Raw genomic sequence first — 26,371 nt, 5'->3', positions numbered from 1 at the left:
AACTGGATTAAAATAATGAAACAAAAAGAAGAAGATAAAATTACAAATAACCGTCGTGATTTTATAAAAACAACCGCTATAGCTGCAGCAGCTTTTATGATTGTTCCCCGTCACGTTCTAGGAAGAGGATTTGTTGCGCCAAGTGATCGTTTATCAATAGCTAGTATTGGTGTTGGTGGACAAGGTAAATTTGATGTCAGTATGTTTGCCAGAAGTGGAAAAGCGGATATATCGTTTTTATGTGATGTAGATACCAGAAGAGCAGCTGCAAGTGTAAATGCATTTCCTAAAGCTAAATTTTATACCGATTGGCGTGAAATGTTAGACAAAGAACATAAAAATTTCGATGCCGTTTCAGTTTCAACTCCAGATCATAATCATGCTATTCAAGCACTTGCTGCTATGCAATTAGGAAAACATGTGTATGTTCAAAAACCTATGGCACATGATATTTACGAAGCTCGAATTTTGACACAAGCTGCTACAAAATATAAAGTGGTAACCCAAATGGGAAATCAAGGTGCCTCGAATGATGGTACCAGAATAATGAAAGAATGGTATGAAGCAGGTTTAATAGGCGATGTTCACACGATTCATGCTTGGACAGACCGTCCGGTTTGGCCTCAAGGGATTCCTTGGTCTGCTAATAAAGCGGATATTCCAAAAGAATTAGATTGGGATTTATGGTTGGGAACAGCTCCTTACAAAGAGTATGTAAATAAATTAGTGCCCTTTAACTGGCGCGGTTGGTGGGATTATGGAACAGGTGCATTAGGCGATATGGGCTGTCACTTGTTAGAAGCACCTTTTAGTGTGTTAAATTTAAAATATGCTAAAGATGTTCAATGTAGTGTAGGTTCTGTATATGTAGATGAGTTTAAAAGAGGATATTTTCCTGAGAGTTGTCCTCCCTCCAGTCATGTTACCTTAACTTTTCCAAAAACGGAGAAAACAAACGGTGACGTTGCAGTACACTGGATGGATGGTGGAATTCAGCCGGAAAGACCTTCCGAATTAGGTTCGAATGAAATTTTTGGAGACGGTGGAAATGGTACCTTATTCACAGGAACAAAAGGAAAAATGATGTGTGATACCTACGGTTTAAATCCACGTTTGCTTCCTCTAAGCAAAAATGAAAATCTACAAGTTGCTCAAAAATACGCAAGAGTGATCGATGGTTCAGGAGGACATTACAAGCAGTGGATTGAAGCCGCTATTGCTGGTTATGGGAAAAAAGAATTAAGTTCTCCTTTTGAAATTGCCGGTCCTTTAACTGAAGCTTTATTGATGGCAAATCTTGCTATTAGAGGTTATGATGTAATGAGAGAAGAGCTTGGAGAAGAAATATATCCAGGACGTTCAGCAAAATTATTATGGGATAATGATGCCATGAGAATTACAAATTTTGATGAAGTGAACCAATTTGTGAAACGGGATTATCGACCAGGTTGGAAAGCTTTAACTTTATAAGCAAGATTAATTATTAATTCAAAAATTCAAAAATGATTAAAAATATTTGTACTTCATTACTTGTTATGATACTGATTCAAACCGCAAATGCACAGCAAGCGCCCATACCAAAAGGATTTAAATCCATATTTGACGGACAATCCACAACGGGATGGCACAGTTACGGTAAAGCAACAGCTGGTTCCGGTTGGAAAGCGGAAGAGGGTGTGTTGCATTTTGATCCTACAGCTGCCCAAAACGGTCAAGGAGGCGATTTGGTAACTAATGCAGAATACGAGAATTTTCATCTAAAACTAGAATGGAAAGTCGCGGCAAATGCCAATAGCGGTATTATTTTTTATGTAAACGAGGATTTGACAAAATTCAAAAATACTTATGAAACGGGTCTGGAAATGCAAGTATTGGACAATGACGGTCATTCTGACGGAAAAATTGAAAAACACCGTTCAGGGGATTTATATGATTTAATAAAAAGCACCTCAGAACCAGTAAAACCAGTAGGAGAATGGAATTCTGTTGACATTGTATGTAAATTTGGAAAACTGACAATGTTATTGAATGGCGTAAAAGTAGTTGAAACTACGCTTTGGGATGCTAATTTTAAAACATTGGTAGCCGGAAGTAAATTTGCTACTTGGCCAGGTTTTGCTGCATTCAAAAAAGGTAAAATTGCACTACAAGATCATGGAGATAATGTATGGTTCAGAAACATTATGATCAAAGAATGGAATACTATGAAAATTACAACCGGATGTGAAGCGGGTATGTAATTGATCTCTAAAAAACAAAAAAACAACCAAAACCAAAAAATAAAAAACCACTGACTAATGAATAGTACCATCCGAATTAAATTATCCATAATGATGTTCCTGGAATTTTTTATCTGGGGCGCATGGTTTGTAACCCTGGGCACATTTTTGGGTAATAATCTAAAAGCATCAGGATCAGAAACTGCTGCAATTTTTTCAACACAATCATGGGGCGCAATTATTGCTCCTTTTATTATAGGTTTAATAGCGGATCGTTATTTTAATGCGGAGAAAATTTTAGGAATACTTCATCTTGTTGGGGCATTTTTAATGTACCAAATGTATCAGTCAGAAGAAGTAGGCATGTTCTACACCTACGTTCTGAGTTACATGATTTTATACATGCCCACATTAGCATTAGTCAATTCAGTTTCTTTTAATCAAATGAAAGATCCGGAGAAAGAATTTGCAAATATCAGAGTTTGGGGAACTATAGGTTGGATTTTAGCAGGATTATCTATTAGCTTCATATTTCATTGGGATACTGCGGAAGCAATTTCGCAAGGATTTCTTAAAAACACCTTCCTTTTAGCAGGAATAGCCGCTTTAATTTTAGGTATATTCAGTTTTTCTTTACCAAAAACACCACCAAAAGTAAGTGAAGAAAAAATAAAAATTGGAGATATCATAGGTCTTGATGCTTTAAAATTGCTGAAAGATAAAAACTTCGCCATCTTTTTTATATCGTCAATCCTGATTTGTATACCTCTTGCCTTTTATTACCAAAATGCACATCCATTTTTGACAGAATCAGGCGTTGAAAATCCTACTGGAAAAATGGCAATAGGTCAAATATCCGAAGCATTATTCTTATTATTGATTCCTGTATTTTTTACCCGTTTTGGTTTCAAAAAAACGATCTTAATCGGGATGTTAGCATGGGCAATTCGTTATGTTTTATTCGCTTATGGCAATGATTTAAGCTTTATGCTTATTATAGGTATTGCGCTGCACGGTATCTGTTATGATTTCTTTTTTGTTTCGGGCCAAATTTACACCAATTCAAAAGCGGGAGAAAAATATAAAAGTGCTGCTCAGGGGTTGATAACTCTGGCCACTTACGGTGTTGGAATGTTGATTGGATTTGCTGTAGCAGGATGGATAACGGACAATTATAAAATGGCAGATGGGGCTGTAAACTGGCAAATGGTGTGGATTATTCCTGCTGGAATTGCGTTTGCTGTATTCTTACTTTTTGCCCTTTTATTTAATGAAAAAAACAAAGGAGAAGAATCCACTTCTGCTGTATAAAAATTAAAAATGAGTGCTAATTTAAATAGAAGATCTGCCATAAAAGGAATAGTAGCCGGAACAGTTGCGATGGGAATTCCTGCTGGATTTTCTGCTTTGGCTATGCCAAAAAAGGAAACAGCAACACCATTGGGTAAATTGAAAGGAAATATAAATCACTCCGTTTCTCGGTGGTGTTTTAATGATATAGATTTAGATACGCTTTGCATTGAATCCAAAAAGATAGGGATTACCGGGATTGATTTAGTAGGTCCTAAAGATTGGCCAACATTGAAGAAATATGATCTTGTTTCTACAATGTGCAACGGTGCAGAAATTAATTTATTGGATGGTTTTAATGATATTAAATTTCATGAGACACTCTTGAAAAATTATATGGAAATGATTCCACTGGTGGCAAAAGCCGGTTATAAAAATCTGATTTGTTTTAGCGGAAGCCGAAGAGGCAAAACAGATGAAGAAGGTTGGAACAATTGTATTGTTGGTTTGCAAAAACTAATTCCATTGGCTGAAAAGCATAATGTGATTTTAGTAATGGAATTACTAAACAGCAAAATTGATCATAAAGATTACCAATGTGACCGAACATCTTGGGGAGTGGAATTAGCGAAACGTTTGAACTCTGAGAATTTCAAATTGCTTTACGATATTTATCACATGCAAATTGATGAAGGAGATGTGATTAGAAACATAAGAGACAACCATCACTACATTACACATTATCATACCGCCGGCGTTCCGGGACGAAATGAAATTGATGATACTCAGGAACTAAATTACACTGCAATTATGAAAGCGATTGCAAAAACTGGTTTTAAGGGATTTGTGGGTCAAGAATTTGTACCTAAAAACCCGGACAAACTCGCTTCATTGAAACAGGCTATAGCAATTTGTGATATTTAACTACTCTAAAAAATAACCCATGATAAAAAGAAGAGAATTTTTAATTAATGCTGGTTTAGCATTAGGCGCATTAGCCATTGCTCCTTCATTTGCTTTTGACTCTAAAAAAAGAGCCATTGGGATTCAATTATGGACACTGCGTGATACGTTACCCAAAGATGTTAAAGGTGTTTTAGCACAAGTTGGAAAAGCTGGATTTACTGAAGTAGAAACTTTTGGTTATTCAGTAGACAACGGCTTTTTTGGAACTTCGGTCCGCGATTTTAAATCAATATTAGATGATAATGGTCTAAAAGCTACGAGTAATCATTTTGATTTTAATTCGATGATCAAAGATGGTTCAACTGATCTTGTACAATCCTATGTTGAAACAGCCAACTATTTAGGAAGTGAATATGTAACAGTACCTTACATCGTTTCAGAATTGCGCGGAACTACTGGTGATGCCTATAAAAAATTAGCTTTACAAATTAATAAAGTGGGTGAGCTTTGTAAAGCTGGAGGTTTAAAATTAGCGTATCACAATCACGATTTCGAATTTACTAAATTCGGTTCAACGAATGGATATGAAATTTTATTAAACGAAACGGATAAAAACTTGGTTGATTTTGAAATGGATTTATACTGGGTCATTCGTGCTGGACATGATCCATTGGAATTATTCAAAAAATATCCGGGACGTTTCAAAATGTGGCACGTAAAAGATATGGATAAAGTAAATCCGGATTGGAATGCAGAAATTGGCACAGGAACAATAGATTTCAAGGGAATTTTTGCTCAGGCGGAACGTGCCGGACTGAAACGTTTCTTTTTGGAACACGAATCTAACTACAAACCAAATCCAATAGAATCTGCTGTAACCAGTTATAATTACATCAAGAAAAACTTAATCTAAACATTTTAGAAAATATTTTATAAAAAAAAGAGGCTGTCTTTTTGAGACAGCCTCCTATTTAAAAGTAATTTAAGTAAGTCGAAAGTTTAAAAGTCGTAAAGTCAAAAGAATTAACTTTAAGTAAAATAGCTTTAAATCAGATTGTTACATAATTTTATCCTGATTTTAAAATACGACATTATACCATGGTTATTACTTAGTCATATTTTATTTTACAGAAAAAGGTATATTCCAATTGCCCCAGCTCAAAACAACAGTATTAGCACGGATCGTATAAACTAATTTTTCAGCAGCTGAAGCAGCAACTTCTTGCTTAACGGTAATACGTAGTTGGTCTTCTTTTTCTTTATACTTATATGCTCCCCACTGTTTAGCTTCTTTATTAAAAATAAGCACGCATTCTTTTTCATTTGGTATAACAAAAAAAGAGTATTTACCGGCTGGCAATTTAGTACCTTCAATTGTCAACTCTTTATCTGTTTCAAATGTTGTTGCGTCATTTGCTCCGGCACGCCAAACTTTATTAAACGGAACTAATTTTCCCCAAATTTCTCTTCCGTTGACTGATGGACTCCCATAATTGAGGGTAATTGTAGCACCATTAATTTCCCCTGTGGCTACTTCTTTGCTGCTGGTAGGTTTTCCTTGAGCAGCTATACAATTTACAATTAATAAGGCAATAAACGAAAAATGCATTTTTCTAAATAATTTCATGATTTAAAATGTTTTAGTTATCGTATAAAAGTAAAACAAGTAGCTTTTAATTCCTTTAAATCCATACTTATTTTATGAAAAGATTAAGGATTTTATAATTTAATTGTTTTGCCGCAATAATGGCGGTGTTATAATTTTTAAATTTGTTATTTTTACAATCGATACTTATTTATTCCATAAATTATGAATTCAATTGCTGAGCACATTGCTGACTTTTTAAAAGCATACCCACCGTTTAACTACTTAACTTTTGAAGAATTATCTGAAATAGCAGCAAATATTCGCGTTGTAAATTTAGAAAAACACAAAACATTATTTCAAATAAATGATCTTTTGCATGACAGTTTTTATGTGGTGGCTTCCGGTGTTATCAATTTATCTGTCATAGCAGATGCTGAGGAAACGCTATTAAATAAATGTACCGAAGGCGATATTTTTGGCCTGCGTCCCTTTTTTGCCAAAAATAATTATATGATGACGGCCAAAGCAAGAGAAGAAAGCATTGTTTATGCTATTCCCATTGCTACTTTCAGGCCTTTTGTAGCTAATAATTCTGAAGTTTTAAACTTTTTATTAGAAAGTTTTGCCGTAAACACCCGAAACCCAAAAGATAAAGAAAATTTAATTGGAAAATTAATTTCTGATAATGTATTCTATTCGGATCAGCAATCTGAAATGCAATATTTTCAATCGCTAGCCTATAATACAGCTCCCTTAAAAACGACAAGTACAGCAATTGCAAAAGACGTGGCTCAAATAATGACCGAATCGTTAAAAAACAATATCCTCGTATGTGATAATACTATCCCTTTGGGCATTATTACTGATGCGGATATGCGATCAAAAATTGCTACCGGCAGATATCCAGTAACCGTTACAGTAGATAAAATTATGTCCTCCCCTGTTATCACGGTGGTTGAAAACGTTTCTCTGGCAGAAGCGCAGTTACTGATGCTAAAACACAATGTGACTCATTTGTGTGTAACTCAGGATGGAACGGATAAATCCAGTGTGAAAGGAATCATTTCTGAGCACGATTTGATTGTGGCTCAAGCTAATAATCCCGGAGTTTTAATAAAAGAAATCAAACGGTGTCAATCACCAAAAGAACTAAAACAAATACGGGAACGATTAACAGATCTGATTCAGACTTCAATTTCTAAAAATATTCCGCTATCACACGTTTTTAATATTGCCAGCGAAATTAATTTGGCGGTCATTAAACGCTCGGTGGAATTATCCATTTTGGATTTAGGTTCCCCTCCTGCCCGTTTTGCATGGTTAAGTATTGGCAGTCAAGGACGAAAAGAACAGCTTTTATTAACGGATCAAGATAGTATTTTGATTTTTGAAGATGTGGCTGCTGATAAATATCGTGACGTAAAAGACTATTTTCTTAAACTTGGAAAAAAAACCACAGCCACTCTAGAAAAAATCGGCTATGAATTCTGTCCAAATGGTCACATGGGAAGTACTATGCTTTGGTGTAAATCATTGACGGACTGGATCAAACAATATGACAGCTGGATGAATACTCCTGGTGAGAACAGCACTGATTTGAGCAGTATTTTCTTTGATTATGAAATTATTTTTGGAGAGCAAAAAATTGAAGATGCGATAAGTAATGTAGTCTTTAAAAATGCCAAAAACAATACGTTATTTTTTGATTTCTTAGGAAATGATGCCTTAAGAAAAAACGCTCCACTTAGTTTTTTCAAAAAATTCAATGTCGAAGAAGAAGGTAGAAATAAAGATAAATTTGATATTAAAACTAAGGCTTTAATGCCATTGATTGATGGCGCCCGTTTGTTTACTTTGAGTTTCGACATCCGAGGAATTAACAATACGTTTCAACGATTCAAACAATTATCAATTACGGACCCCAAACATGCTGAAATTTATCTCAATTGTGCCGAAGCTTTTTTGACTTTATCAAAATTCCGAACCTTAGAAGGGTTAAAAAATGATGATTCAGGCCAATTTATAAATTTGGAGGAATTATCAAAAATTGACCGAGAAAAACTGAAAAACGCTTTACTCCCTATGAGAGAACTGGAAGAATTAATAAAAAGTAAATTTCAACTTACTCAATTTTCATAATTATGTTAGACTGGATAAAAAAGATTAATAAAGAATATCCTGATTTTTGGAAAACCTATCTTTCTAAATTTGAGAAAAAGTCATCCCGCTTTGTGGTGGTATCGACAGAAACTTCTGGTTTGAATCCAGATAAAGATGTTATTTTATCAATAGGCTCTTTTTCAGTAATTGATAATAGTATTGTCATAGGTGATAATTTTGAAGCTGTTTTATTACAGTATAAATTTTTTCATGATAATGGACTTTCTAATACGTTTTTGGTAGAAAGTAAAATGAAAAAATTAGGAGAAGCAGATGCCATAAAATTATTCATTGAATTTATTGGGAACTCCATTTTAGTTGGGCATCACATTGATTTTGATGTGGAAATGATCAATGCGGTCTTGGAAAGACTAGACTGTGGCAGATTAAAAAATGAGGCGCTGGATATTGATGTCATGCACAGAAAACTACTTGATATCAATGACAAACAATTTTCTCTGGAGGAACTTTGTGCGGCTTATAATATTCCGGTAAGTGAACGGAATTCAGCTGCTGAGGATGCTTATAAAACCGCTTTGTTGTTTTTGAAATTAAAATCAAGACTGGGAATAAAGTAAAAGCGGACTGATTTCTTCTTTTTTCGCTGGTTAAAGCCAACTGAAATTCAAAAAATTCAGCTCATTTTTTATAATTTTAATTTTATTGTCTGTTAGGTTTCAGGTCTGGCTTAGCTTTGCTTAATCAAACCATTTTTATATCAAATGCCTCACCATGATTTTTTTGTATTTCTTTCCGATCCCCATAAGAATAGCATCATTGTTTTTGATGATTAATTCTCCTTTTTGAAGTCCTGCAATGGCTTGTTTGATTTCAGTTAGTTCGTTACCTGCAACACCATACATATCTTTTAAGACTCCATCATTTATAGATTGTTGTTTCATGATTAAAGGATATTGTGCATTGGCATAAAAGTCGAAATATTTGCTTTTGTAGGCATCCATATTCTGAGTTGCTAAAATGATACTCATTCCCTTATTACGTCCTACAGCGATTAGATCTTTCAATGGTCTATTCGGAAAATCCAACATATAATGAGCTTCATCAATGATTGTAAAATGTCTTAATTCTACTTTTTCAGTATCATTTGCTTGTCCCGGTAAATTTTCATAAATAGAATTTAATTTGGAAACAATGAAATAAACAATAGCTTTTCCAATGGGACCTTCATTAGAGAATTTGTCCATTTTCACGATGTAACTATTATTAATCAGATTTACTCTATCTTCATCTAAAAATAAATTACTACGTTCCAACTGACTCAAAACAGATTTTATACTATCCATTTTGTCTCTGTCTTTCGTAGGTTGCAAATCTGTATAACTGTCAATAATTTTACTGAAATTGATTGATTTACCTTTTGTTATTTTATAAGCATTAATAATGGCTTCCGAAAGACGGTTACTCATATTAGCACTTATGGTTGCTTTATCTATTGCACACAAAGTGTTTCCTAATTCCGTAGAGTATTGATTAATCTCTCCTTGTGTTTTTCCAGTAAAATCTTTGAAAGGCGTAAACGGTAACGGAGCAACCATTGGGTCTAAAATTGCCGAACGGTTTACTTCAAAATGTTGCAACCAATGGTTATTGTTTATATCTGAAAACTCTCCCTTATAATCAAAGAAAAGAAAGTTTACAGGATAATTACTTTCAACGGATAACGAACGCATTTCGTTCATTAATACAGCTAAAAGATTTGATTTTCCCGAGCCTGTTGTTCCGGCAATCAGTATTTGCGTATTGGTTATATTCTTGCTATTCATGTCTAAATAAGCATTGATATTACCTTCATAACTACCGATATTTAGGTTCAAAAATGGTATTTGTCCTGCTTTTATACTTGCCGATGTACTTACTTTTAACCAATCGAGCAAATTATCACCTTTCATTAATAAATCGAAACCTCTAAAGATTTCCGCATTAACAACTTTACTTTTAGTAACGTTATCGTCCCAATTTATATCAACATCATGGTATCTTAATTTTATCATTGAAGATAGAATTCCATTAAGATTGTGAACGGTAAACAAAGTTGGATGAATACTATTGGAAGACATTTGAATATTCAGTAATTCTTTGTTTCTTTTTTCACTGTCTGACAAACCTGCCAATAGACAAATACGCATCAGTTTTGCGTTTCCTTTTGGGGAAACGTTTTTATGTTTATCGGTATATTGTTTTAAATTGATATGTTTTTCAAGTCTTTCACGCAAATCATTCATTTTTGAATTTAATGCTTCTGCTTGTCTTAATCCCGTTTCTATTGACTTCATGTGCTGATACTTATTGTTTTTTTATATTTTGTAATCCTGCAAGGTTTTCAAAACCTTGTAGGTATTGTTTTTCAAAACCTTGTAGGTATTGTTTTTCAAAACCTTGTAGGTATTGTTTTTCAAAACCTTGTAGGTATTGTTTTTCAAAACCTTGTAGGTATTGTTTTTCAAAACCTTGTAGGTATTGTTTTTCAAAACCTTGTAGGTATTGTTTTTCAGACCCAAATACCTACAAGGTCAAAAAAAGACCTTGCAGGAAAACTGCTCAACCACAAATCATTAAAAAATAATCGAACTCAGGTTGCTACCTAATATTAATTTTCAAAATACCCATCAACAACGTGGGTTAACTGATTTTCTTTATCTCTAATCAAAGTATATTTTTTTGAAATAAAGTTTTCGATTTTTGTTAAATCAGTTGCTTTTTTTATTTCACTATCTGTACTCAATAATATGGTTTGATGAGAAAGTTTTGGAAAATAATTCTCCAATAAAGAAGCCCTGCTACTTTCATCTAAATATCCCATAACAGTATCAATCATTACCGGAGGATTGTAATCCCCGTATTGGTGCAATGATTTTAGAAGCACTTGAATTATTATTTGTTTTGACGCTGCGTTCAATTCATCCAAATAGATTTCATTTCCGGCTTTGTGGTATATTTTAAACGATAGATTACTTAAATCTTCCGAAAGAACCACTCGGTCGATTTGATTTTCATAAACCACTAAAGTCGTGTTTAAATCAGCCTTCATCGCTTCTTCAATTTTGGCTTTTTTATTTTCCAAAAGTGCATTTGAAACTTTAGAAAAGAATGGGCCTAATTTCTTGAGTAATTCTAATTTTGGATTTGGTACTTCTTCATCTGACAAATCAAATCTTTTGATTTTGGCATCAACTCTTTCAATTTCTCCCTGACCATTTTTGATAGCTTCTTTGTATTCCTTTGTTTTTAACTCATTTACTTCGTAGCTTTTCATAATGTCTTCACTACCACCGCTATCGTTTTTTCGTAATTCGAGTAATTGAATTTGCAAGTCAGGCAAATTATAGAGTTCTTTCTCTAAACTGATTTTTTGTTGTTCGAGCGTGTTATAATAATTGATGCTTGACCAACCCAATAATTGTTCAAAATTAGCAAGGTCGTTTTTATCAACAAAATCATACCCTGACGTGTAACCGTTTTCATTCGCTTTTTTAAGGATGTATGTTGTTAATTTACTTCTAACTTCTGCCGAAGGTTCGTTAGTCAGTAAATCATTTTCCTGTAAAAATGCAATCACCTTATTGGCAATGGTATTGATTTGTATTGGTTCCAAGGTTTCACTTTCCGGTTGTTGTTTCTTTTCTGAAAGCAATAACTCAATTTCGTTTTGAACGATGCTTACTAACTTTGGAATGAATACCTGAATTTCAATGTCGTTTAGGAATTTTTCTGATTGCTCGATAAAAAGCACCTCTTTGTTTAGAATACCCTCAATTTGCTTTTCGATAATTAAAATTTGCTCTTGAATATTGGCTTGAAGATTTTTGCCCTCTTTAGCACTTTCATAGATGTCTTTTTGAGCAATAGAATACGTTAACGCTCTTTCGTATAATGTTTGATTGGAACCAACAATTTCCTCCTGCTTTTTGCGTTCATCGAGCAAGGTTTTATATTGGTTTCTTTCTTCTTCAATCTCAATGCTTTGGGCAATATATTCTTCGGTAAGATTACTTGTGGCAGAACCCAGTTGAATGTATTTATTGAAACCCATTACGTTTTCAATATTTTCCTTTATCACTCGGTTTAGGTATTCATCTTTAAGAAGATCTCCCGCCTGCATCGCATCAAAAAGAAAATATTTACTCAACTCTTGTGGCAAATTGGCTTTGATAATTTTATTTACTTCGGCTTCTTTTTTTACTCTTTCGGCGTGAGGAGTTGCCGTACCATAGTTGAATGTATCGCCATTAAGGTTTAATGACACTGCTTCTACCGGTGTGTTTTGAGCATTTAAAGCGTAAGTTCTTTTGATTTTATAAGTAAAGTCCGTGTGTAGCACTTTACCGGTAAAATGAATTTCCAGTTCAACTTTGTTATCATTGGTTACCAGATTTTTTGCTCTTGCACCTGCATTTTGTAATTTGTTGAAATGTGCTTCATCTTTTACTTTCAAGCCATACAAAGCACTATAAATAGCTTGAAACAAAGTGGTTTTTCCGCCACCGTTTTCCCCTCCTATTAGAATAATGGGTTGTTCCTCATTTACGGATAAGTCTAGGTCTAAATCCTGATAGGTTTTAAAGTTTTTGGCAATAATTCGGGTTATTAGCATAGCACTTGTATTTTGTTTAATGCTTTTTCAATTATTTTCTCAATCTTTTTACTGTCAATATCTTCATTATTGATTTTCAAATTGTGGTATTCCTTCAAGATATTTTCCTGTAACCAATCAAAATCCAATTGATGTTCCACACATAAATTTTCTATAATAGCCATATCTTCTTTACGAATGCCGTAATGTATGAATGTTGAATCTAAGCCTTTGTTTTTCATAGCTGTGTTATTTATAATGAAATTGGTCTAAACATATCCCAACCCGTCGTGTCTACAGTATTACTGATTGGATTATTACAATACCACCAATTTTTTGGTGCATTCTTTGGTAATTCAATTAAAATCCCTCCAATAGTTTTTAATCCTTTGCTATTTCTAACTGCAATGAAATCTACTAAAGCATTGTGTTTTAAATGTGCATTCGCAGGATCACTGCCTGATGTTTTTGTGTCAAATAGACAAGTAACATTAGTTTTACTTGATATTACAAAATCTACATAAAAAAGACTTTGCTTTCCTAAATAATCAATGTAAGGAACTGCAAAATGTTCTTTGGCCTTTTCTCCATTTTTGTACCACCATTCCAGATGAGTTGCATTTTCTTCTAAAAACTTCGCAAACCTAACCTCGGGTGTTGATGCTCTATTGTATTCATAAAACGGTTCTAAAGCGTGTTTTTCTACAGCTTCTTTTTCTTCGTATAATTCGTTGTAAATTCTTTCAATTGGCACTTCCCATTTGTAATTCTGAATATCCTTTGTCGCTTGATTTGCTTTTTCCTCTTGCATTACCTGATAGCTTTCTTTTGCTTTTTCGATTAACTCAATGAAGATGGGTTGGTTTTGATTGAACAATATTATTTTGATAGCATCATACTCATTAATACCAAAATAATCTTCGAAAAAATATTTTAATCCCCCTTCAAGAACCGGTGTACTATCAACTGCTGCATAAGGGCTACTATTTGACCTACAAAAGTCTTTAAACAATCGTGCCAATTCACTAGGTGTTTTTGCAAAACGCGCTGTTTCATTTACCATCTCAATTTGCTCTTCTCCCGTTAGGATTACATTCTCGGGAATAACAATTTCAATAGTAGTAACATCTGTATTTATGAATCGTTTTTTTAATAATCGTTTATTACTCTCAAAATAGTTTTCTGAACTAACTTCTCTTTTTATCTCCCAATTCAATTCGGCTATTTCATAAAGGGCTTTTCTGAAACTAGACCCTAAACGATTACGATGAATTCGCGTATTGATATAGGTCGAATCCAAGTGAACTTGGTTGTAATTTTCCATTCTACGTGCCTTGTTCATTGTAATGTAACTCATATCATCTTTTACAATTTCAATTTTGTCCTTACTTAAATTGGTAAAAACATACCCTTGATTTAGTAAAGCATTTGGATAATGTTTTTGCTCAGGCATACGCAAAATTCTACCCACCGTTTGAATTGTAAATGTGGTGCTTTTTAGTTCTCTAAAAATCAACAACACTCCTGCACGCGGGCAATCCCAACCCAAAGCAATAGCTTGTTTGAATAATAAAACCTCCACCATATTATCCGGCTTTTCAATACCTTCCACATTGTCTTTTCTGCCCGATAACCAAACTGCCAGCTTATTGTTATTGACCGTAATATTGTAGTTCACTTCCAGATTTTGCAAGACTACATCTATATATTTTTGGTCATCTACCGTATTATTATCACTACTATCGTTTGGCAATTGAATCAACAAAAGCGGGTTTATTTTAACACCTACATTTTCATACGCTTGTCTCAATTCTTCTCTCTTTGCCAATGCTTGTTGCAACAAAATCTCTTCTAATGAACGTCCTTCTTGCACAACAGTATCCAAAGCAGGATTAAGAATAATCCCCTCCTTTATCATTTCTTCGGCAATGACATCTTGACGTTCGACCAAAGTTCTATAATCACTGTTGGTAGTTGGTGTAGCCGAAACCCGAATTTCTACTTTTGGATATATTTTTTGCAATACTTCATTGGCTCTTTTGGCTGTTTTAGTATTGGCGAACATATGTTCTTCGTCAATAATGACAATGATTTCCGTATCGTTTAATTTTGCTTTGTTAATGAAACTGTATAAATTTTTATTTGTTTCATTTTCCTTAATCATTGTATTTTTCTCTTTGTTGATGCTCTCCCAATTGACAAACAACACTTCATTTGGTTGTAACTCATTATCCGTAACATCCTCAAAGAAAATAGGTTTTATGGAACGCATTTCAGCAAAATACCCTTTTAAGGAATTGTAGCTTTGAATATACAATTTGTTTGGAGCAATCCAGATAAAAGCTGCTTTTCGTTTTTCCAATTCATAACGCTCAGGCAGTTCTTCTCCTAATTTATTCAACAACGAAGCCATCATCACAGTTTTACCGGAACCGGTTGGCGCCTTGAAAACTAAATTTTGTCTAGCACTAGGTCGTTTCAATAACTTATATAGTTTTTGCGAAAGGTCATTGACCGCTTCCTCTTGGTAATTTTTTAAATGTATCATGCTAAATTTATGCGTTTTCTTGATTAAACAAATTGCCATCTACATCTACCAAATCTTCTTCTAAGACAGGAACTATGTCCCGTTTCTTTTTTGGTAAAACGTTTTGATAGGCTTTATAAATAGCATCTGGCAAAGCACACAGCGTAACACAATCTAGCACTTCTTCAAAATCTTCGGTGTAAGGATATTGACCGTTACTGAAAACATAAACCTTGATAGGGTTATCATTGCTTTTCTCGGCTTTAATTTTTTTAATAATTGCAATGCTCTCTTCAATCATCAAATCATCATAAATAATGATGAACTGCGTTTTTGCATTTGCATAAATGGTTGTCCAATTATTTTTAAAAACATAATTGGCAGTTACTTCATTGTAACAATCCTCCTTTATACACAACAACTCCGTAGCCAATTTGGTCAATTCTCGTTTGTTTTTCAGTGATTGATCTCGACTCACAAACTCACTTTTATAATACCGCAAATTATTATTCTCCAATCCTGCAACGGCAACACCTTTGGCATTGGTATAACCTTGTATTACTCGTTTGTTGCGTTCATAGGTAACCTCTTCACAAATATTATTTTCGTTATTAGTAACCAAAATACATTGGCGGTTGCCACCATCCTCTGCATTGAGTTGCATTGTTGCGTGAAGTGTTGTCCCTGAACCTGCAAAGAAGTCGAGGATTGTTGCCCCTGATTGCGAACCTATTTTTAAAATGTGATTTATTAGCTCCAAAGGTTTTGGATAAGAAAATGTACTATTATTTCCTAGAACATCCTTGATAGCGTCTTTACCCGATTCAGTTCTTCCATATCGAGGTTCGTATAATATGCTTTTTGCAACAACACCTTCGGGTCTATAATATTTTGTGTATACTTTACCATTTTTAAATACTAACTTGTCAAACTCTTCCGTTACCTTTTTTTGACCCCATCTCCAACAAGACTGTTTGCCTTTTACTATTCGAGGACTGTATAAATTTCCATCGTTATCTTTTATTTCAAAAACTAAAGATTGACTAAATCTAATCGAAGATTTATCCAAAGTAACTAAACCATATTCAATATCATTTTCATCTTTGAATGGATATAAAGCATTATCTAATTCGTAATTTTTATCTATGTTGATTAAAATATTTTCTTTATTTTTAGAATATGAAAGCACATATTCGTGTTCTACTACAAAATGTTTAGAATCGTTCCCACCACCTTGCTTTTTTTTCCAAACTAATTCTGCAATAAAATTTTTCTCTCCAAAAACTTCATCACAAAGCATTTTCAACTGTGCTTGTTCATTATCATCGATACTCATAAAAACAACACCCGTATCGCTCAACAATCGTTTAGCAATTCGCAATCTTTTGTCCATAAACGAAAGCCATTTACTGTGACGGTAACTGTCTTCTTTATCGACAAAAGTATCATTATATTTAAAATCTTTGTTTCCTGTATTGTATGGCGGATCAATATAAATAACATCAATTTTCCCTTCATGGGTGAAAGTAAGTGCTGTAAGTGCGTGCAGGTTGTCGCCTTCAATCAAAATATGGTTTGGTGCCAGCCCCCCAACCCCCAAAGGGGGAGCTAAAGCGAAATCGGGAAACAAATCATTTGCTTTAGCCTCTGTGTAGCCAGCTCCCCCTTCGGGGGTTGGGGGGCTTATTCTTTTTTCCACCACCTCTCTCAATACAGGCAAATTGTCACGCAATTGTTCCTCCACATCTTCGGGTTTGTCTTCCCAAACGAGTCCATATTTTTTCTTGGTGTTTACTAAGTTAATAAGATAGGCACGTTCGTCTTGCGAGATGCCATCGAGTTGTTTTATTTTGGAGATAAGGTCTTGTTTGCTAGTCATTTTTGTTTATTTTTTTTAAAAAATTGATTTTTTATTTTATCTTCTTTAAAAAAAATTATGCACTAGACATTTTTGTGGCTAAATCAAATTCTTTAACATAATCCAACCGCAGCTCACCCAAATGCTCAGGAATTGCTAACGACCAACTCACGTAATAAAACGCCAGCAACTGATAGCCTGAAAATCGTTTATTTGGAATACTGCCTACGATGTAGTTTTTGGTTTCTATGTCAATTCCTTGCGCCCCCATTGTGGCGATTTCGAAAGCTATTTTCTTGACTTCCTCCAGAGGTAAATCCTTGAAGAACCGTAAGGCTTCCACCATGAACAGCACCACAGCCATATTCGTTCCAATCGCCTCTTGTGACTTTTGGAATTGCTCCATTTTCTTTTCTTCAAAAGAAACATCATCGTTTAAACCAAAAGGATCTTTTTGCAGATTACTTATAAAAGAATCCACATCACTGCGCTTGCGGTATTGGGTCTCATTTTCCAGTTGAAAATAAGCGTCAATTTGCAAATCTTCTGCCCAATGTTGCACCAACTCAAATTCTTCGGCGGGTTTTCGGTTGTCTTTGTATTCGAGGAATTCGGCGTTCAGCTCTTCGGCTTTGCGCAATTCTGCCGGCGTGGCGTTAAAGTCTTTTATAAAGTCTACACCAAAAAGTGCATTGAATTGTAGTGCATTGACCAAGTTGTAAATCTTGGATTTAGAAAGTATCGCTGCAGGCGAACGCTCAATAACAGTCGCATCGGTTACGGCTTTCAAACCTTCTTGCAGCAAGGCATAAAGCGATAGAAATTGATACGGTCGCAGTTCAGGAAAGTTGTTGTATAAAAAATCCTCGATGAATAAATCTATCGGGGTATTGTAGGCTTGAAGATTCAAGCCATCAAATAATCCGTTACAGAATTGATCGATTGATTCCTCGGGAACCTGCATCGTATGCAATTTGGCAACCGTAGGCTTTAGTGTTTCTAAAAAAGAAACCCTGTTTTGTGGTGTAGCGGTAAAAAGTTGGTTTAATCCCGCTTTACGGGCTTGAATCACGAAGTCAAGATGCACCAATTCGTGCATAATCAAATGTTCCACCGCAGGATAATGTGGCTTAAAACGAACGAGATGCTTGGATCTGTTGTAATTTTCGGCAAACTCAATCTTGGCTGCTGTCGGTATTTCGGAATCTTCTATAATATCAATTTCAGTGCCTCCTTCAAATTCCAGTTGGTGCAGGTACTCTCTAAAAAGTGTTTTGTCGGTTCCGGCAACAATTCTCTTCGCCACATCAAAAGCCTGATTTACTGAATTTTTATGCAGCATATCCTTGTTTTCATTGACTTTAATGGCCTGAATGCAACTGTCAAAAGCGGCTTTTAAATCATTTTCTTCATCCGCAATAAGTGAAAAAAGAAAGTGACCATTGGGATATTCCGGGTTTGCCTGAATAGCGCTTTGAGCATATTTCTTGGCCTCTTCCAGATTATTTTCTTGAAACAATAAGTAACCAATATTCGTAATCCCTATGGCGTCATTGGGATTAGCCACTAAAGCCTGATCATAATATTTCAGTGCCGTAGCAATATCATTTTTGAATTTCGCAAAAATATTCCCCATCATCAACAATGCCCAATGGTTCTTGGGATTCCAGCGCAGGGCATCAATCAAACAATTGATAGCTTCCTCTTGATTTCCTTCGTCAGAAAGAATTTGTCCCATAATTCGATGAAATTCCGAATTCGTAGGATTGTTGGCAATAAGATTTTGTAGTATGGGTTTTGCCTGTAAATAATTGCCTTTTTCGCAAAGAGCAACCGTTTTATAGTAATCGGCTTCTTGGGCAAGGATCGTTGGAGTGTCTATTTCAATAGTAACCCAATCATCGGTAATGGAAACTTTTGGGGTAAAAGGACCAAAAGTGTAATATTTTTTTAATTCGCTGATTAGTAATGTATTACCCCCCCCCCGCGTAATTTTGGGAAAATGGTAAATAGAAAATCGTCTATTTTATGAATGATTTGCATTAAATGTAAATTGCTATACGTTATAAAAGATACTTTTTGTTGTTTTTAAAATTGCAACAGGTTCAAATGTAACCATTGTTTATAAATCTCGCCCTATTGTATGAAAAAAAAAGTGCTTTTTGCAAAAAAATTATAGGGTTATTCCTTTCCAAAAACGACCGTGATGGCTGATGGAAACGGGTTTCTCCATTTTTGAATGCGCATCAATACGGTAAGGAATTCCATTTTTTTTAAAGATAGCATCGGCGGAATTCAAGTTTTCAATTTTTTTGAAATACTCTTTCCCGGTAACAGCAATGGTATGAATGCAATCCTGATCTATTTTAGTTTGGGTAAAATATATTTTTCCTTTGATAGAAACAGTTCCTAATGTTGTGTTTTCGTAAAAACATTCCAGTTGCAAAGGAAAAAAACCTCGAATTCCTGTTTCCCTATTGTAGATTTTATAAGCCGCCTCTTTTCTGGACCATAAATTCCAAACCATTACTTCTGGATTTACGGCATTAGAAATTAACAGCTGTTCGTTTTTAGTAAATATTTTATCTAAAAAGCGGTTGCGTTGCCAATTGCTTTCTTTTTTGGCTAAAGCCAAATCGACAAGGTCATTTCCTATCATTTTTCTGGTGATTCACTACTTTTTTCAGCTAATTTGGTTTCAATAATAGCCATAGCTGCTTTTACATTTATCATGCGTTCCATTGATTCGTTATCAATCAAAATATTATATTTTTCCTCTATATCCAAAATAACATCTACTAAATTAGCGGAGTTTATCTTTAAATCATTGATGAAATCCGTATCTTCAGTGAGTGAGTCAAAAGCTTCTTGATTCAGAATATATGGTTTTACAATGGCTTTTAGCTCCTGAATAGTTTCTTGTTTGTTCATAATTAATATTGATTTTACAGCACTTAAGTACATTTCGTTTTCTAACGCCAAAAAAAAATACCACAAATTGGGGAATTTACGGTTCATTTTTTCATTTTTTAAATTTCTTAAAAATTACACACCCATTCACATCACCAAAACCAAAACTGGCTTTTGCTAATGTATTTATTTCTATATCAAGTCGTTGTCGTGGAACTCTTGATTCATCAATTAGTGCTGTTATTTCTGGATTCAAATCGGCACAATTGATATTCGGGAAAATAAATCCGTGATGCAATTGCAGTACCGAAGCCACGCTTTCAATACTACCGGCGCCACTTAAACAATGTCCAACCATCGACTTTAAAGAATTGATGTATGGAAAATCAATTCCTTTTCGATTTAAAGCCTCACTCCAATTCTGAATTTCCAGACTATCTTTGGAAGTGGCTGTCAGATGTCCGTTGATTGCGTCAATTTCACTGGCTAAAATTCCGGCATTTGTCAAAGCATTTTGAATGCATCTTTGCACCGCAACCGGATTTGGTGCAGTCATGGTTCCTAAACCGCGCTGCCCTCCTGAATTGATATTTCCACCTAAAACTTCCGCATAAATTCGTGCGCCACGTGCAATCGCACTTTCTAAATCTTCTAAGACCAAAGCACCTGCTCCGCTTCCGGGAACAAATCCGGAAGCAGCTGTGCTCATTGGTCTAGAACCCTGTTTTGGTGTTTCATTATGTTTAAAAGTACATACCTTCATAGCATCAAATCCGCCCCAAATATACGGGCCGGAATCACTGGTACTTCCGGCTAAAATACGTTTTGCCTGCCCTGATTTGATGCGTTCATACGCCATTAAAATACTTTCGGTGCCAGTGGTGCAGGCCGAAGAATTAGTAGAGACTTGATTTCCAAGTCCTAATTTCCCACCCAGATACGCACTCACACCACTATTCATTGTTTGCGCTACGGCTGTACTTCCCAGTCTTCTCGTTTGTAAATCATCTATTTTATAAATGCTTTCGCGAAATTTATCAATTCCGGAAGTTCCTGTTCCAAAAATAGTTCCGCTGTCCCAATCCGGTTCTTCGTTAATTTCCAATGATAATCCGGCATCCTTCCAGGCATCAATTCCGGCAATTACGCCATATAAAATCCCTGTTGAATTGAAGTTTCTAAGTTCTAATTCCGTAAAATAATGCCCTGCTAATTCTGCAGAAACTTCGGGTTTTCCTACAATTTGACAAGAAAATTGCAATCGCTCCAACTCAGCGTCGTGCCTGATCCCGGAAATTCCGTTTTTGATGGCATGAGTGAACGCATCAAGACCTACTCCATTTGGAGCAACTACACCAAGACCCGTTATAACTACTCTTTTGTTCATTTTTTAATGTTAAATAATATTCAATTTCAATAACAATGGCAAAAAAATAATAATTTTAATACTACCAAATAGAGTACTACAGTGACAAAATATTGAAAAGAATCAAATTATACTGTTGCTTAATTTATTTTAATTCGGTTTTGAGTCCCACTTCTTTGGAGAGGGTTGGGGTGAGGATAATTCCCGCTATTGTTCCTGTGCAAACATTTTCTCCTTTTTCGTTTTTCATGATGACCTTACATTTTAATTTTCCAAATCTAAAATATATTTTTTCTGAAATTACAATCACTTTTTCATTTGGAAAAACAGGTTTTAAAAATTCTATTTCACTTGATGTTAAGGCAATTGAAGTACTAGAACTAAATGAATTATCTAACAAAAAAATGCCAAGACAAACCAATCCAATTTGCGCCATGACTTCTATCAAAATTACACCTGGAGTAACTGGAAATTCCTTAAAATGACCTTTGTAAAAATCAAGATTTTCATCAAAAGTAAAGGTTCCTTCCACTCCGTTTTCATCGATTTGGAGAATTTCATCCACAAATAAAAAGGATTTGGAATACGGTAATTTTGCTATAATTTCTTCTTTTTTCATAGTTTTTCTATTCCCCATTTGGGAGCTAAAACTCCAATAAAATTCGTTGTGCCGAAAATCCCGGTCCAAAACTCAGCATTAATCCTTTTTCTCCTTTTTTAGGCTGCTTATCCATGATTTGTTCTAAAACATACAAAACTGTGGCGCTGGACATATTTCCATAGGAGCGCAAAACCTCTTTGGTATCATCAATATTTTTTCCCAAACCAGAAAATAAAGCCTCAACGGTTTGCACAATTTTCTTTCCACCGGGATGAAAAATAAGATGGTCAATATCCTCCATTTTTAAATTATTTTTTTCTAAAAAAGGATGAATAATATCTGGAAAATGAGAAACAATCGTTTCCGGTACTTCAATATCAAGTACCATCTGCAATCCAGAATTGGTGAGTTTAAAACCCATCATGTGGATGTTATCATAAAAATGATACATCTCCTCTGCTACAATCTCAGGACCTTCGTCATCTTCATGTGAGGAAAGTAAAACGCAAGCGGCACCATCACCAAAAATCGCAGCACTTACGATATTTGCCATCGAAAAATCATCGAGTTGAAACGTAGCCGTGGGACTTTCTACGGCAATTACCGCAGCTCGTTTTCCGGGATTGGCCTGCAAGAAATTTTTAGCATAAATAATTCCTGAAATCCCGGCGGCACAACCCATTTCGGTCACGGGAAGCCTTACTATATCCTGACGCAACTTCAATGTATTGATTAAATACGCATCGAGAGACGGAATCATAATTCCGGTGCAGCTTACCGTGATGATATAATCTAAATCTTGCGGATTCCAATTTGCTTTTTTTAAAGCTTTTGCTAATACTTTTTCACCTAAATCAATGACTTCACGAACATAAATAGCATTTCTTTCTTCAAATGAAGTTTTGGTAAACACCTCTATCGGATCCATTATGGAATAGCGTTTGTCAACAGCTGCACCTTCAAAAATTTTCTTTACTTTTCTGATGAATCGTTCGTCTTGTCCCACTAGCCAAGCATCCAAAAAAGGAATTATTTCAGCTGTTGTTCTGGAATATTTAGGCAGCTGTTTGGTTACGGTTTTAATTTTTACACTCATATTTTTGAAATTATCCATTGGTATCTAAAAGCCCATTTCCAATGAATCTTATAGTTTTTAAAATTTAATTTTTTCGAGAACGCTATCAATTCTTCTTTCTTAAAACCTCTTAAAATTGATATTAATCCATCTTCTCGTGACATAGCATTCAACTGAAATACAACACATAATGCCTGAAATAATCGATAGGCAATGGCACTACGATGTAAATCATTGATTACAATTCCGATGGATGTATTGTTATAAAGAACTTTCAATAATCGAATAATCTCATCGTCTTTGAAATGATGTAACGTCAAAGTGCACAAAACAATATCATACTTTAGATCATTAAATGATTCATTAAAAATATCTTCGCAGCGATAACTGATATTAGCATATTTATCTGATAATTGTCGTGCATGTGAAATTGTAAAATTGTTAGCATCAATGCCTATTAACTGGAAATTTAGGTTGTTTTTAAAACCAAAATCAGCCAGGGTTCGCAACATATCCCCATTACCACAACCCACGTCTATAATAACAATTTCTTTAGATTTGGAATCCTGAACAAGTTCTTGTACTCCTCTTAGAGTTAACTGGTTTCCTCCTAAAAGCTGATTGATCCGGGCAATTTTATCTAAGGCATCACGTAAAATCTCACCTTCCATGGTAAAATCATCCATGATTTCCGGTTTATCAGTTCTATATTTGGTATTTAGTGTCATTTACGAATGAAGAGTGATTGGTTTTCCGTGTGTTTTTTTTATAATTTTTGGCAATAAAAATGGAAATATAATTAATATGCGCATCAATACTGCTGAAAGTTTTTGTTTTTGTAAAATATTGGATAAAAACCGTCCCATTTTAAGTCTTCCCTTAAAATTTAAATTCCATTCTTGCAGGTATCGCTTTTCTAATTCGGCTCTGGATTTAATCTCGGTGTTATAAAATTGAACTACTAATTCTGATGCGATTTTGGCGCTATGAATCGCCATAGCCATTCCGTTTCCGCACAAAGGATGAATTAATCCGGCTGTATCGCCAATCATTAAAACATGGTTTTCCACGGCGTGTTTCTTTTTGAAAGAGATTTGGCTTATGGTCAATGGTTTTTCAAACAATAATGTACTGGTTTCAAAAAGGGTTTTTAAGTGTGGGTTTTGAGAAACAATAGTATTTTGATATTCAGTAATGTTTTTAAACTGCTTAAACGTTTTATAATCGGCTAGATAACACATGTTAATCACTTCGTTTTCAACTTTAGAAACACCGCAATAGCCTCCTTTAAAATTATGCAAACCCACTACATCATTGGGAAATTTCCCAGAATAATGTGCTTTTACGGCCAGCCAAGGTGATTTTTTATGAATAAATTCTCGATTCATTTTTTGGTCAATAATAGAACGTTTGCCAAAAGCACCAATCACCATTTGGGACTCTAAAACCATTAAATTTGTCGTGGTTATTATAAATTTATCCTGCTCAAAATGAACATTTTCTACTTGATCCTGTAGTATTGTACACCCGTTATCGATAGCCTTTTTATACAAATATTCGTCTAAAACAAAACGGCTGATTCCAAAACCACCAAGAGGTAAAATACTTTGTATTGTTTTTCCTCTTGCAGTAGAAAACTCAAGTTTTATAATGTGTGTCGGCTTTAAATGGGCTATATCTAAATCCAACCAATTGAGATATGGCATCACTTCATTAGAGATGTATTCGCCACACACTTTATGTTTTGGATAACTATTCTTTTCAATAACCGTCACCTGAAGCCCTAATTTAGATAAATGTATAGCCGAAGTCAGTCCAGCTAACCCACCACCAATAATTACTACTTGTTTATCTTTCATACAAAAGTAAATTTATGGATTTGTTTGCTAGTATGGGTATAACAAATGATAAAAAAAACTGGCCTTATTGTTTAATTTTAGTTAATACATGCAATTGCTTCATCAATTGTCTTTGAAGATACCCCTTAAATTACCGGTTGAAATTCCGAAAATCATTTCCTGTAGGTTCCTCAAAAACCTCGAGTTCAAATTCAGAAGTGATGGTAAATAGATGATCAAAAATATCAGATATAATAGTCTCGTATTTTAACCATTCTTTTTCTGCGCTAAAGCAATAAATTTCTAGTGGTAATCCTTTCGATGTAGATTCTAGCTGACGCACCATTATAGTCATGTCTTTATTAATACTGGGATGAGCCGTAATGTATTTTTCAGCATAGATTCTAAAAACGCCTATATTAGTCAGCCTCCTGATATTTACTGAAACGATCTCATTGTCCAATATTTCCGAATTAGTTTTTTGTACCTCATTTTCTTTTTGAGTGATGTAATTTTGAATTAGTTTGTATTTTTTGAATTGCGAGAGCATTTTTTCATCACAAAACTGAAAACTACTGACTTTTAAATAAATAGCTCTTTTTATTCGTCTCCCGCCAGAATCACTCATACCACGCCAGTTCTTGAAAGAGTCTGTGATAAAAGCATAAGTGGGTATTGTAGTGATCGTTTTATCCCAATTTTGAACTTTTACAGTATTTAAATTGATTGACATCACATCGCCGTCCGCATCATATTTTGGCATCGAAATCCAGTCCCCTACCCGAACCATATCATACACGGACATTTGAATACTGGCAACAAACCCCAGAATGGTATCTTTGAAAATTAAAAGTAAAATAGCCGTCATGGCGCCCATTGCCCCTAGAAAATAGAAAGGACTTTTGCCTAACATGATGGATAAAACCAGTATTCCTCCAATAAAATAGACTACAATTTTAAGTACCTGAATGTAACTGGTAATCGGTTTGTCTTTTAAAATTAAGGTATTGGACACTATTTCATCAAAGACTGATAATACAGTAATAACAGAATGTATTATTACTAAAATTATGAAGATATTTGATAGAATAATTATATACTCAATTGCTTTTGGAAAATCTCCAAAGATGTATGGAGCAACCATGATAATGATGAAAGCAGGGACTAAATAGGCTATTTTTTCAAAAACTCTTCTTTCTATCAGGACATCATCCCAAACTACTTTTGTTTTTAAAAAAATTTTGTGCACAAAACGAACTATAATTATTTTCGTTAAATACCAAGACAAAAAACTTATTATAAACAATACAAAAATAAGCGTCAAAAGTTTCAAATACAAAGCCACTATTGGATCTAAACCAAAATCTTCAATAAACCATTTGTCTAACCAGAGTGCGATGTTGTATTTTTTTTCAATTTGAATCATAGTAAATTTAGCTTTA

General features: G+C 34.5%; 22 protein-coding genes. 7 read left to right on the top strand and 15 right to left on the bottom strand.

Translation table 11 applies throughout. The annotated features are described in order from the left end of the window. Window positions 1-15 precede the first annotated feature (15 nt). From EKM01_RS05350 to EKM01_RS05330, 5 genes are read left to right on the top strand one after another with little or no spacing between them, the layout of a single operon-like run. Window positions 16-1,470, top strand: a complete 1,455-nt coding sequence (locus EKM01_RS05350) for a Gfo/Idh/MocA family protein (RefSeq protein ID WP_126767261.1) — start codon at window positions 16-18, stop codon at window positions 1,468-1,470. 32 nt (window positions 1,471-1,502) lie between these two features. Beyond that, window positions 1,503-2,240 (top strand): DUF1080 domain-containing protein, encoded by a 738-nt coding sequence (locus EKM01_RS05345; RefSeq protein ID WP_126740151.1) that lies wholly within the window; start codon window positions 1,503-1,505, stop codon window positions 2,238-2,240. 57 nt (window positions 2,241-2,297) lie between these two features. Continuing rightward, complete coding sequence (locus EKM01_RS05340) at window positions 2,298-3,530, top strand: nucleoside permease (protein WP_126568510.1); 1,233 nt, start codon at window positions 2,298-2,300, stop codon at window positions 3,528-3,530. A gap of 9 nt (window positions 3,531-3,539) precedes the next feature. Continuing rightward, window positions 3,540-4,433 (top strand): hydroxypyruvate isomerase family protein, encoded by an 894-nt coding sequence (locus EKM01_RS05335; RefSeq protein WP_126742057.1) that lies wholly within the window; start codon window positions 3,540-3,542, stop codon window positions 4,431-4,433. Window positions 4,434-4,452: 19 nt separating this feature from the next. After that, window positions 4,453-5,328: a sugar phosphate isomerase/epimerase gene (locus tag EKM01_RS05330; protein ID WP_126767258.1), complete on the top strand. Its 876-nt coding sequence runs from the start codon at window positions 4,453-4,455 to the stop codon at window positions 5,326-5,328. Between the two features lie 207 nt (window positions 5,329-5,535). Here the strand turns inward: EKM01_RS05330 and EKM01_RS05325 are convergent, their stop codons facing one another. Then, the gene (locus EKM01_RS05325) at window positions 5,536-6,042 is read right to left on the bottom strand and encodes a DUF2911 domain-containing protein (protein WP_126568511.1); all 507 of its coding nucleotides are present in this window, start codon (window positions 6,040-6,042) and stop codon (window positions 5,536-5,538) included. 183 nt (window positions 6,043-6,225) lie between these two features. On the opposite strand from EKM01_RS05325, the gene EKM01_RS05320 reads away from it, so the two are divergent. Next, window positions 6,226-8,142, top strand: a complete 1,917-nt coding sequence (locus EKM01_RS05320; protein WP_126451614.1) for a DUF294 nucleotidyltransferase-like domain-containing protein — start codon at window positions 6,226-6,228, stop codon at window positions 8,140-8,142. A gap of 2 nt (window positions 8,143-8,144) precedes the next feature. Then, on the top strand, window positions 8,145-8,741 hold the full coding sequence (locus tag EKM01_RS05315; RefSeq protein WP_126451613.1) for a 3'-5' exonuclease: 597 nt from the start codon (window positions 8,145-8,147) through the stop codon (window positions 8,739-8,741). 135 nt (window positions 8,742-8,876) lie between these two features. On the opposite strand, the gene EKM01_RS05310 is transcribed toward EKM01_RS05315, so the two are convergent. The 14 genes from EKM01_RS05310 to EKM01_RS05245 all read right to left on the bottom strand — a co-directional run bounded on the left by EKM01_RS05310 (window position 8,877) and on the right by EKM01_RS05245 (window position 26,355). Next, window positions 8,877-10,457: an ATP-binding protein gene (locus tag EKM01_RS05310; RefSeq protein WP_126767256.1), complete on the bottom strand. Its 1,581-nt coding sequence runs from the start codon at window positions 10,455-10,457 to the stop codon at window positions 8,877-8,879. Window positions 10,458-10,771: 314 nt separating this feature from the next. Further along, window positions 10,772-12,775 (bottom strand): AAA family ATPase, encoded by a 2,004-nt coding sequence (locus EKM01_RS05305; RefSeq protein WP_126767253.1) that lies wholly within the window; start codon window positions 12,773-12,775, stop codon window positions 10,772-10,774. Beyond that, a complete protein-coding gene (locus EKM01_RS05300; RefSeq protein WP_126767250.1) occupies window positions 12,769-12,996 on the bottom strand; it encodes a DNA modification system-associated small protein in 228 nt (75 codons plus the stop codon). The genes EKM01_RS05305 and EKM01_RS05300 overlap by 7 nt, the downstream gene beginning before the upstream one ends. 11 nt (window positions 12,997-13,007) lie before the next feature. Beyond that, complete coding sequence (locus tag EKM01_RS05295; RefSeq protein ID WP_158616089.1) at window positions 13,008-15,302, bottom strand: DEAD/DEAH box helicase; 2,295 nt, start codon at window positions 15,300-15,302, stop codon at window positions 13,008-13,010. Between the two features lie 7 nt (window positions 15,303-15,309). Next, window positions 15,310-17,160 carry a site-specific DNA-methyltransferase gene (locus tag EKM01_RS05290; protein WP_126767244.1) on the bottom strand — a complete coding sequence of 617 codons (1,851 nt, stop codon included), beginning with the start codon at window positions 17,158-17,160 and terminating at the stop codon, window positions 15,310-15,312. A gap of 55 nt (window positions 17,161-17,215) precedes the next feature. Further along, window positions 17,216-19,006, bottom strand: a complete 1,791-nt coding sequence (locus EKM01_RS05285) for a tetratricopeptide repeat protein (protein WP_370274227.1) — start codon at window positions 19,004-19,006, stop codon at window positions 17,216-17,218. Between the two features lie 306 nt (window positions 19,007-19,312). Further along, window positions 19,313-19,798, bottom strand: coding sequence for a 4'-phosphopantetheinyl transferase superfamily protein (locus EKM01_RS05280; protein ID WP_126459702.1), 486 nt, complete (start codon window positions 19,796-19,798; stop codon window positions 19,313-19,315). Next, the gene (locus EKM01_RS05275) at window positions 19,795-20,157 is read right to left on the bottom strand and encodes an acyl carrier protein (protein ID WP_370274210.1); all 363 of its coding nucleotides are present in this window, start codon (window positions 20,155-20,157) and stop codon (window positions 19,795-19,797) included. Before EKM01_RS05275 ends, EKM01_RS05280 begins: the two co-directional genes overlap by 4 nt. 4 nt (window positions 20,158-20,161) lie before the next feature. Next, the gene (locus tag EKM01_RS05270) at window positions 20,162-21,436 is read right to left on the bottom strand and encodes a beta-ketoacyl synthase (protein ID WP_126459705.1); all 1,275 of its coding nucleotides are present in this window, start codon (window positions 21,434-21,436) and stop codon (window positions 20,162-20,164) included. 124 nt (window positions 21,437-21,560) lie between these two features. Continuing rightward, window positions 21,561-22,034: a 3-hydroxyacyl-ACP dehydratase FabZ family protein gene (locus EKM01_RS05265; RefSeq protein ID WP_126459708.1), complete on the bottom strand. Its 474-nt coding sequence runs from the start codon at window positions 22,032-22,034 to the stop codon at window positions 21,561-21,563. A gap of 25 nt (window positions 22,035-22,059) precedes the next feature. Beyond that, window positions 22,060-23,112 carry a type III polyketide synthase gene (locus tag EKM01_RS05260; protein ID WP_126553243.1) on the bottom strand — a complete coding sequence of 351 codons (1,053 nt, stop codon included), beginning with the start codon at window positions 23,110-23,112 and terminating at the stop codon, window positions 22,060-22,062. After that, the gene (locus EKM01_RS05255; RefSeq protein ID WP_126767239.1) at window positions 23,109-23,819 is read right to left on the bottom strand and encodes a methyltransferase domain-containing protein; all 711 of its coding nucleotides are present in this window, start codon (window positions 23,817-23,819) and stop codon (window positions 23,109-23,111) included. Before EKM01_RS05255 ends, EKM01_RS05260 begins: the two co-directional genes overlap by 4 nt. Then, window positions 23,820-24,950: an NAD(P)/FAD-dependent oxidoreductase gene (locus EKM01_RS05250; RefSeq protein WP_126767236.1), complete on the bottom strand. Its 1,131-nt coding sequence runs from the start codon at window positions 24,948-24,950 to the stop codon at window positions 23,820-23,822. It lies immediately after the preceding gene. A 130-nt stretch (window positions 24,951-25,080) separates the two neighbouring features. Beyond that, window positions 25,081-26,355, bottom strand: coding sequence for a mechanosensitive ion channel family protein (locus tag EKM01_RS05245; RefSeq protein ID WP_126740147.1), 1,275 nt, complete (start codon window positions 26,353-26,355; stop codon window positions 25,081-25,083). Window positions 26,356-26,371 lie beyond the last annotated feature (16 nt).

Source organism: Flavobacterium sp. RSP46 (genome assembly GCF_003984825.1).
Classification (GTDB): domain Bacteria; phylum Bacteroidota; class Bacteroidia; order Flavobacteriales; family Flavobacteriaceae; genus Flavobacterium.
Note: the sequence above shows the minus strand (reverse complement) of the source record. Positions and strands in the feature narration are given on the sequence as shown.

Bases quoted from the DNA above. Each gene is read 5' to 3' on its own strand.
- EKM01_RS05350 (WP_126767261.1), top strand. From the start codon at position 16: ATGAAACAAAAAGAAGAAGATAAAATTACAAATAACCGTCGTGATTTT.
- EKM01_RS05345 (WP_126740151.1), top strand. From the start codon at position 1,503: ATGATTAAAAATATTTGTACTTCATTACTTGTTATGATACTGATTCAA.
- EKM01_RS05340 (WP_126568510.1), top strand. From the start codon at position 2,298: ATGAATAGTACCATCCGAATTAAATTATCCATAATGATGTTCCTGGAA.
- EKM01_RS05335 (WP_126742057.1), top strand. From the start codon at position 3,540: ATGAGTGCTAATTTAAATAGAAGATCTGCCATAAAAGGAATAGTAGCC.
- EKM01_RS05330 (WP_126767258.1), top strand. From the start codon at position 4,453: ATGATAAAAAGAAGAGAATTTTTAATTAATGCTGGTTTAGCATTAGGC.
- EKM01_RS05325 (WP_126568511.1), bottom strand. From the start codon at position 6,042: ATGAAATTATTTAGAAAAATGCATTTTTCGTTTATTGCCTTATTAATT.
- EKM01_RS05320 (WP_126451614.1), top strand. From the start codon at position 6,226: ATGAATTCAATTGCTGAGCACATTGCTGACTTTTTAAAAGCATACCCA.
- EKM01_RS05315 (WP_126451613.1), top strand. From the start codon at position 8,145: ATGTTAGACTGGATAAAAAAGATTAATAAAGAATATCCTGATTTTTGG.
- EKM01_RS05310 (WP_126767256.1), bottom strand. From the start codon at position 10,457: ATGAAGTCAATAGAAACGGGATTAAGACAAGCAGAAGCATTAAATTCA.
- EKM01_RS05305 (WP_126767253.1), bottom strand. From the start codon at position 12,775: ATGCTAATAACCCGAATTATTGCCAAAAACTTTAAAACCTATCAGGAT.
- EKM01_RS05300 (WP_126767250.1), bottom strand. From the start codon at position 12,996: ATGAAAAACAAAGGCTTAGATTCAACATTCATACATTACGGCATTCGT.
- EKM01_RS05295 (WP_158616089.1), bottom strand. From the start codon at position 15,302: ATGATACATTTAAAAAATTACCAAGAGGAAGCGGTCAATGACCTTTCG.
- EKM01_RS05290 (WP_126767244.1), bottom strand. From the start codon at position 17,160: ATGACTAGCAAACAAGACCTTATCTCCAAAATAAAACAACTCGATGGC.
- EKM01_RS05280 (WP_126459702.1), bottom strand. From the start codon at position 19,798: ATGATAGGAAATGACCTTGTCGATTTGGCTTTAGCCAAAAAAGAAAGC.
- EKM01_RS05275 (WP_370274210.1), bottom strand. From the start codon at position 20,157: ATGAACCGTAAATTCCCCAATTTGTGGTATTTTTTTTTGGCGTTAGAA.
- EKM01_RS05270 (WP_126459705.1), bottom strand. From the start codon at position 21,436: ATGAACAAAAGAGTAGTTATAACGGGTCTTGGTGTAGTTGCTCCAAAT.
- EKM01_RS05265 (WP_126459708.1), bottom strand. From the start codon at position 22,034: ATGAAAAAAGAAGAAATTATAGCAAAATTACCGTATTCCAAATCCTTT.
- EKM01_RS05260 (WP_126553243.1), bottom strand. From the start codon at position 23,112: ATGAGTGTAAAAATTAAAACCGTAACCAAACAGCTGCCTAAATATTCC.
- EKM01_RS05255 (WP_126767239.1), bottom strand. From the start codon at position 23,819: ATGACACTAAATACCAAATATAGAACTGATAAACCGGAAATCATGGAT.
- EKM01_RS05250 (WP_126767236.1), bottom strand. From the start codon at position 24,950: ATGAAAGATAAACAAGTAGTAATTATTGGTGGTGGGTTAGCTGGACTG.
- EKM01_RS05245 (WP_126740147.1), bottom strand. From the start codon at position 26,355: ATGATTCAAATTGAAAAAAAATACAACATCGCACTCTGGTTAGACAAA.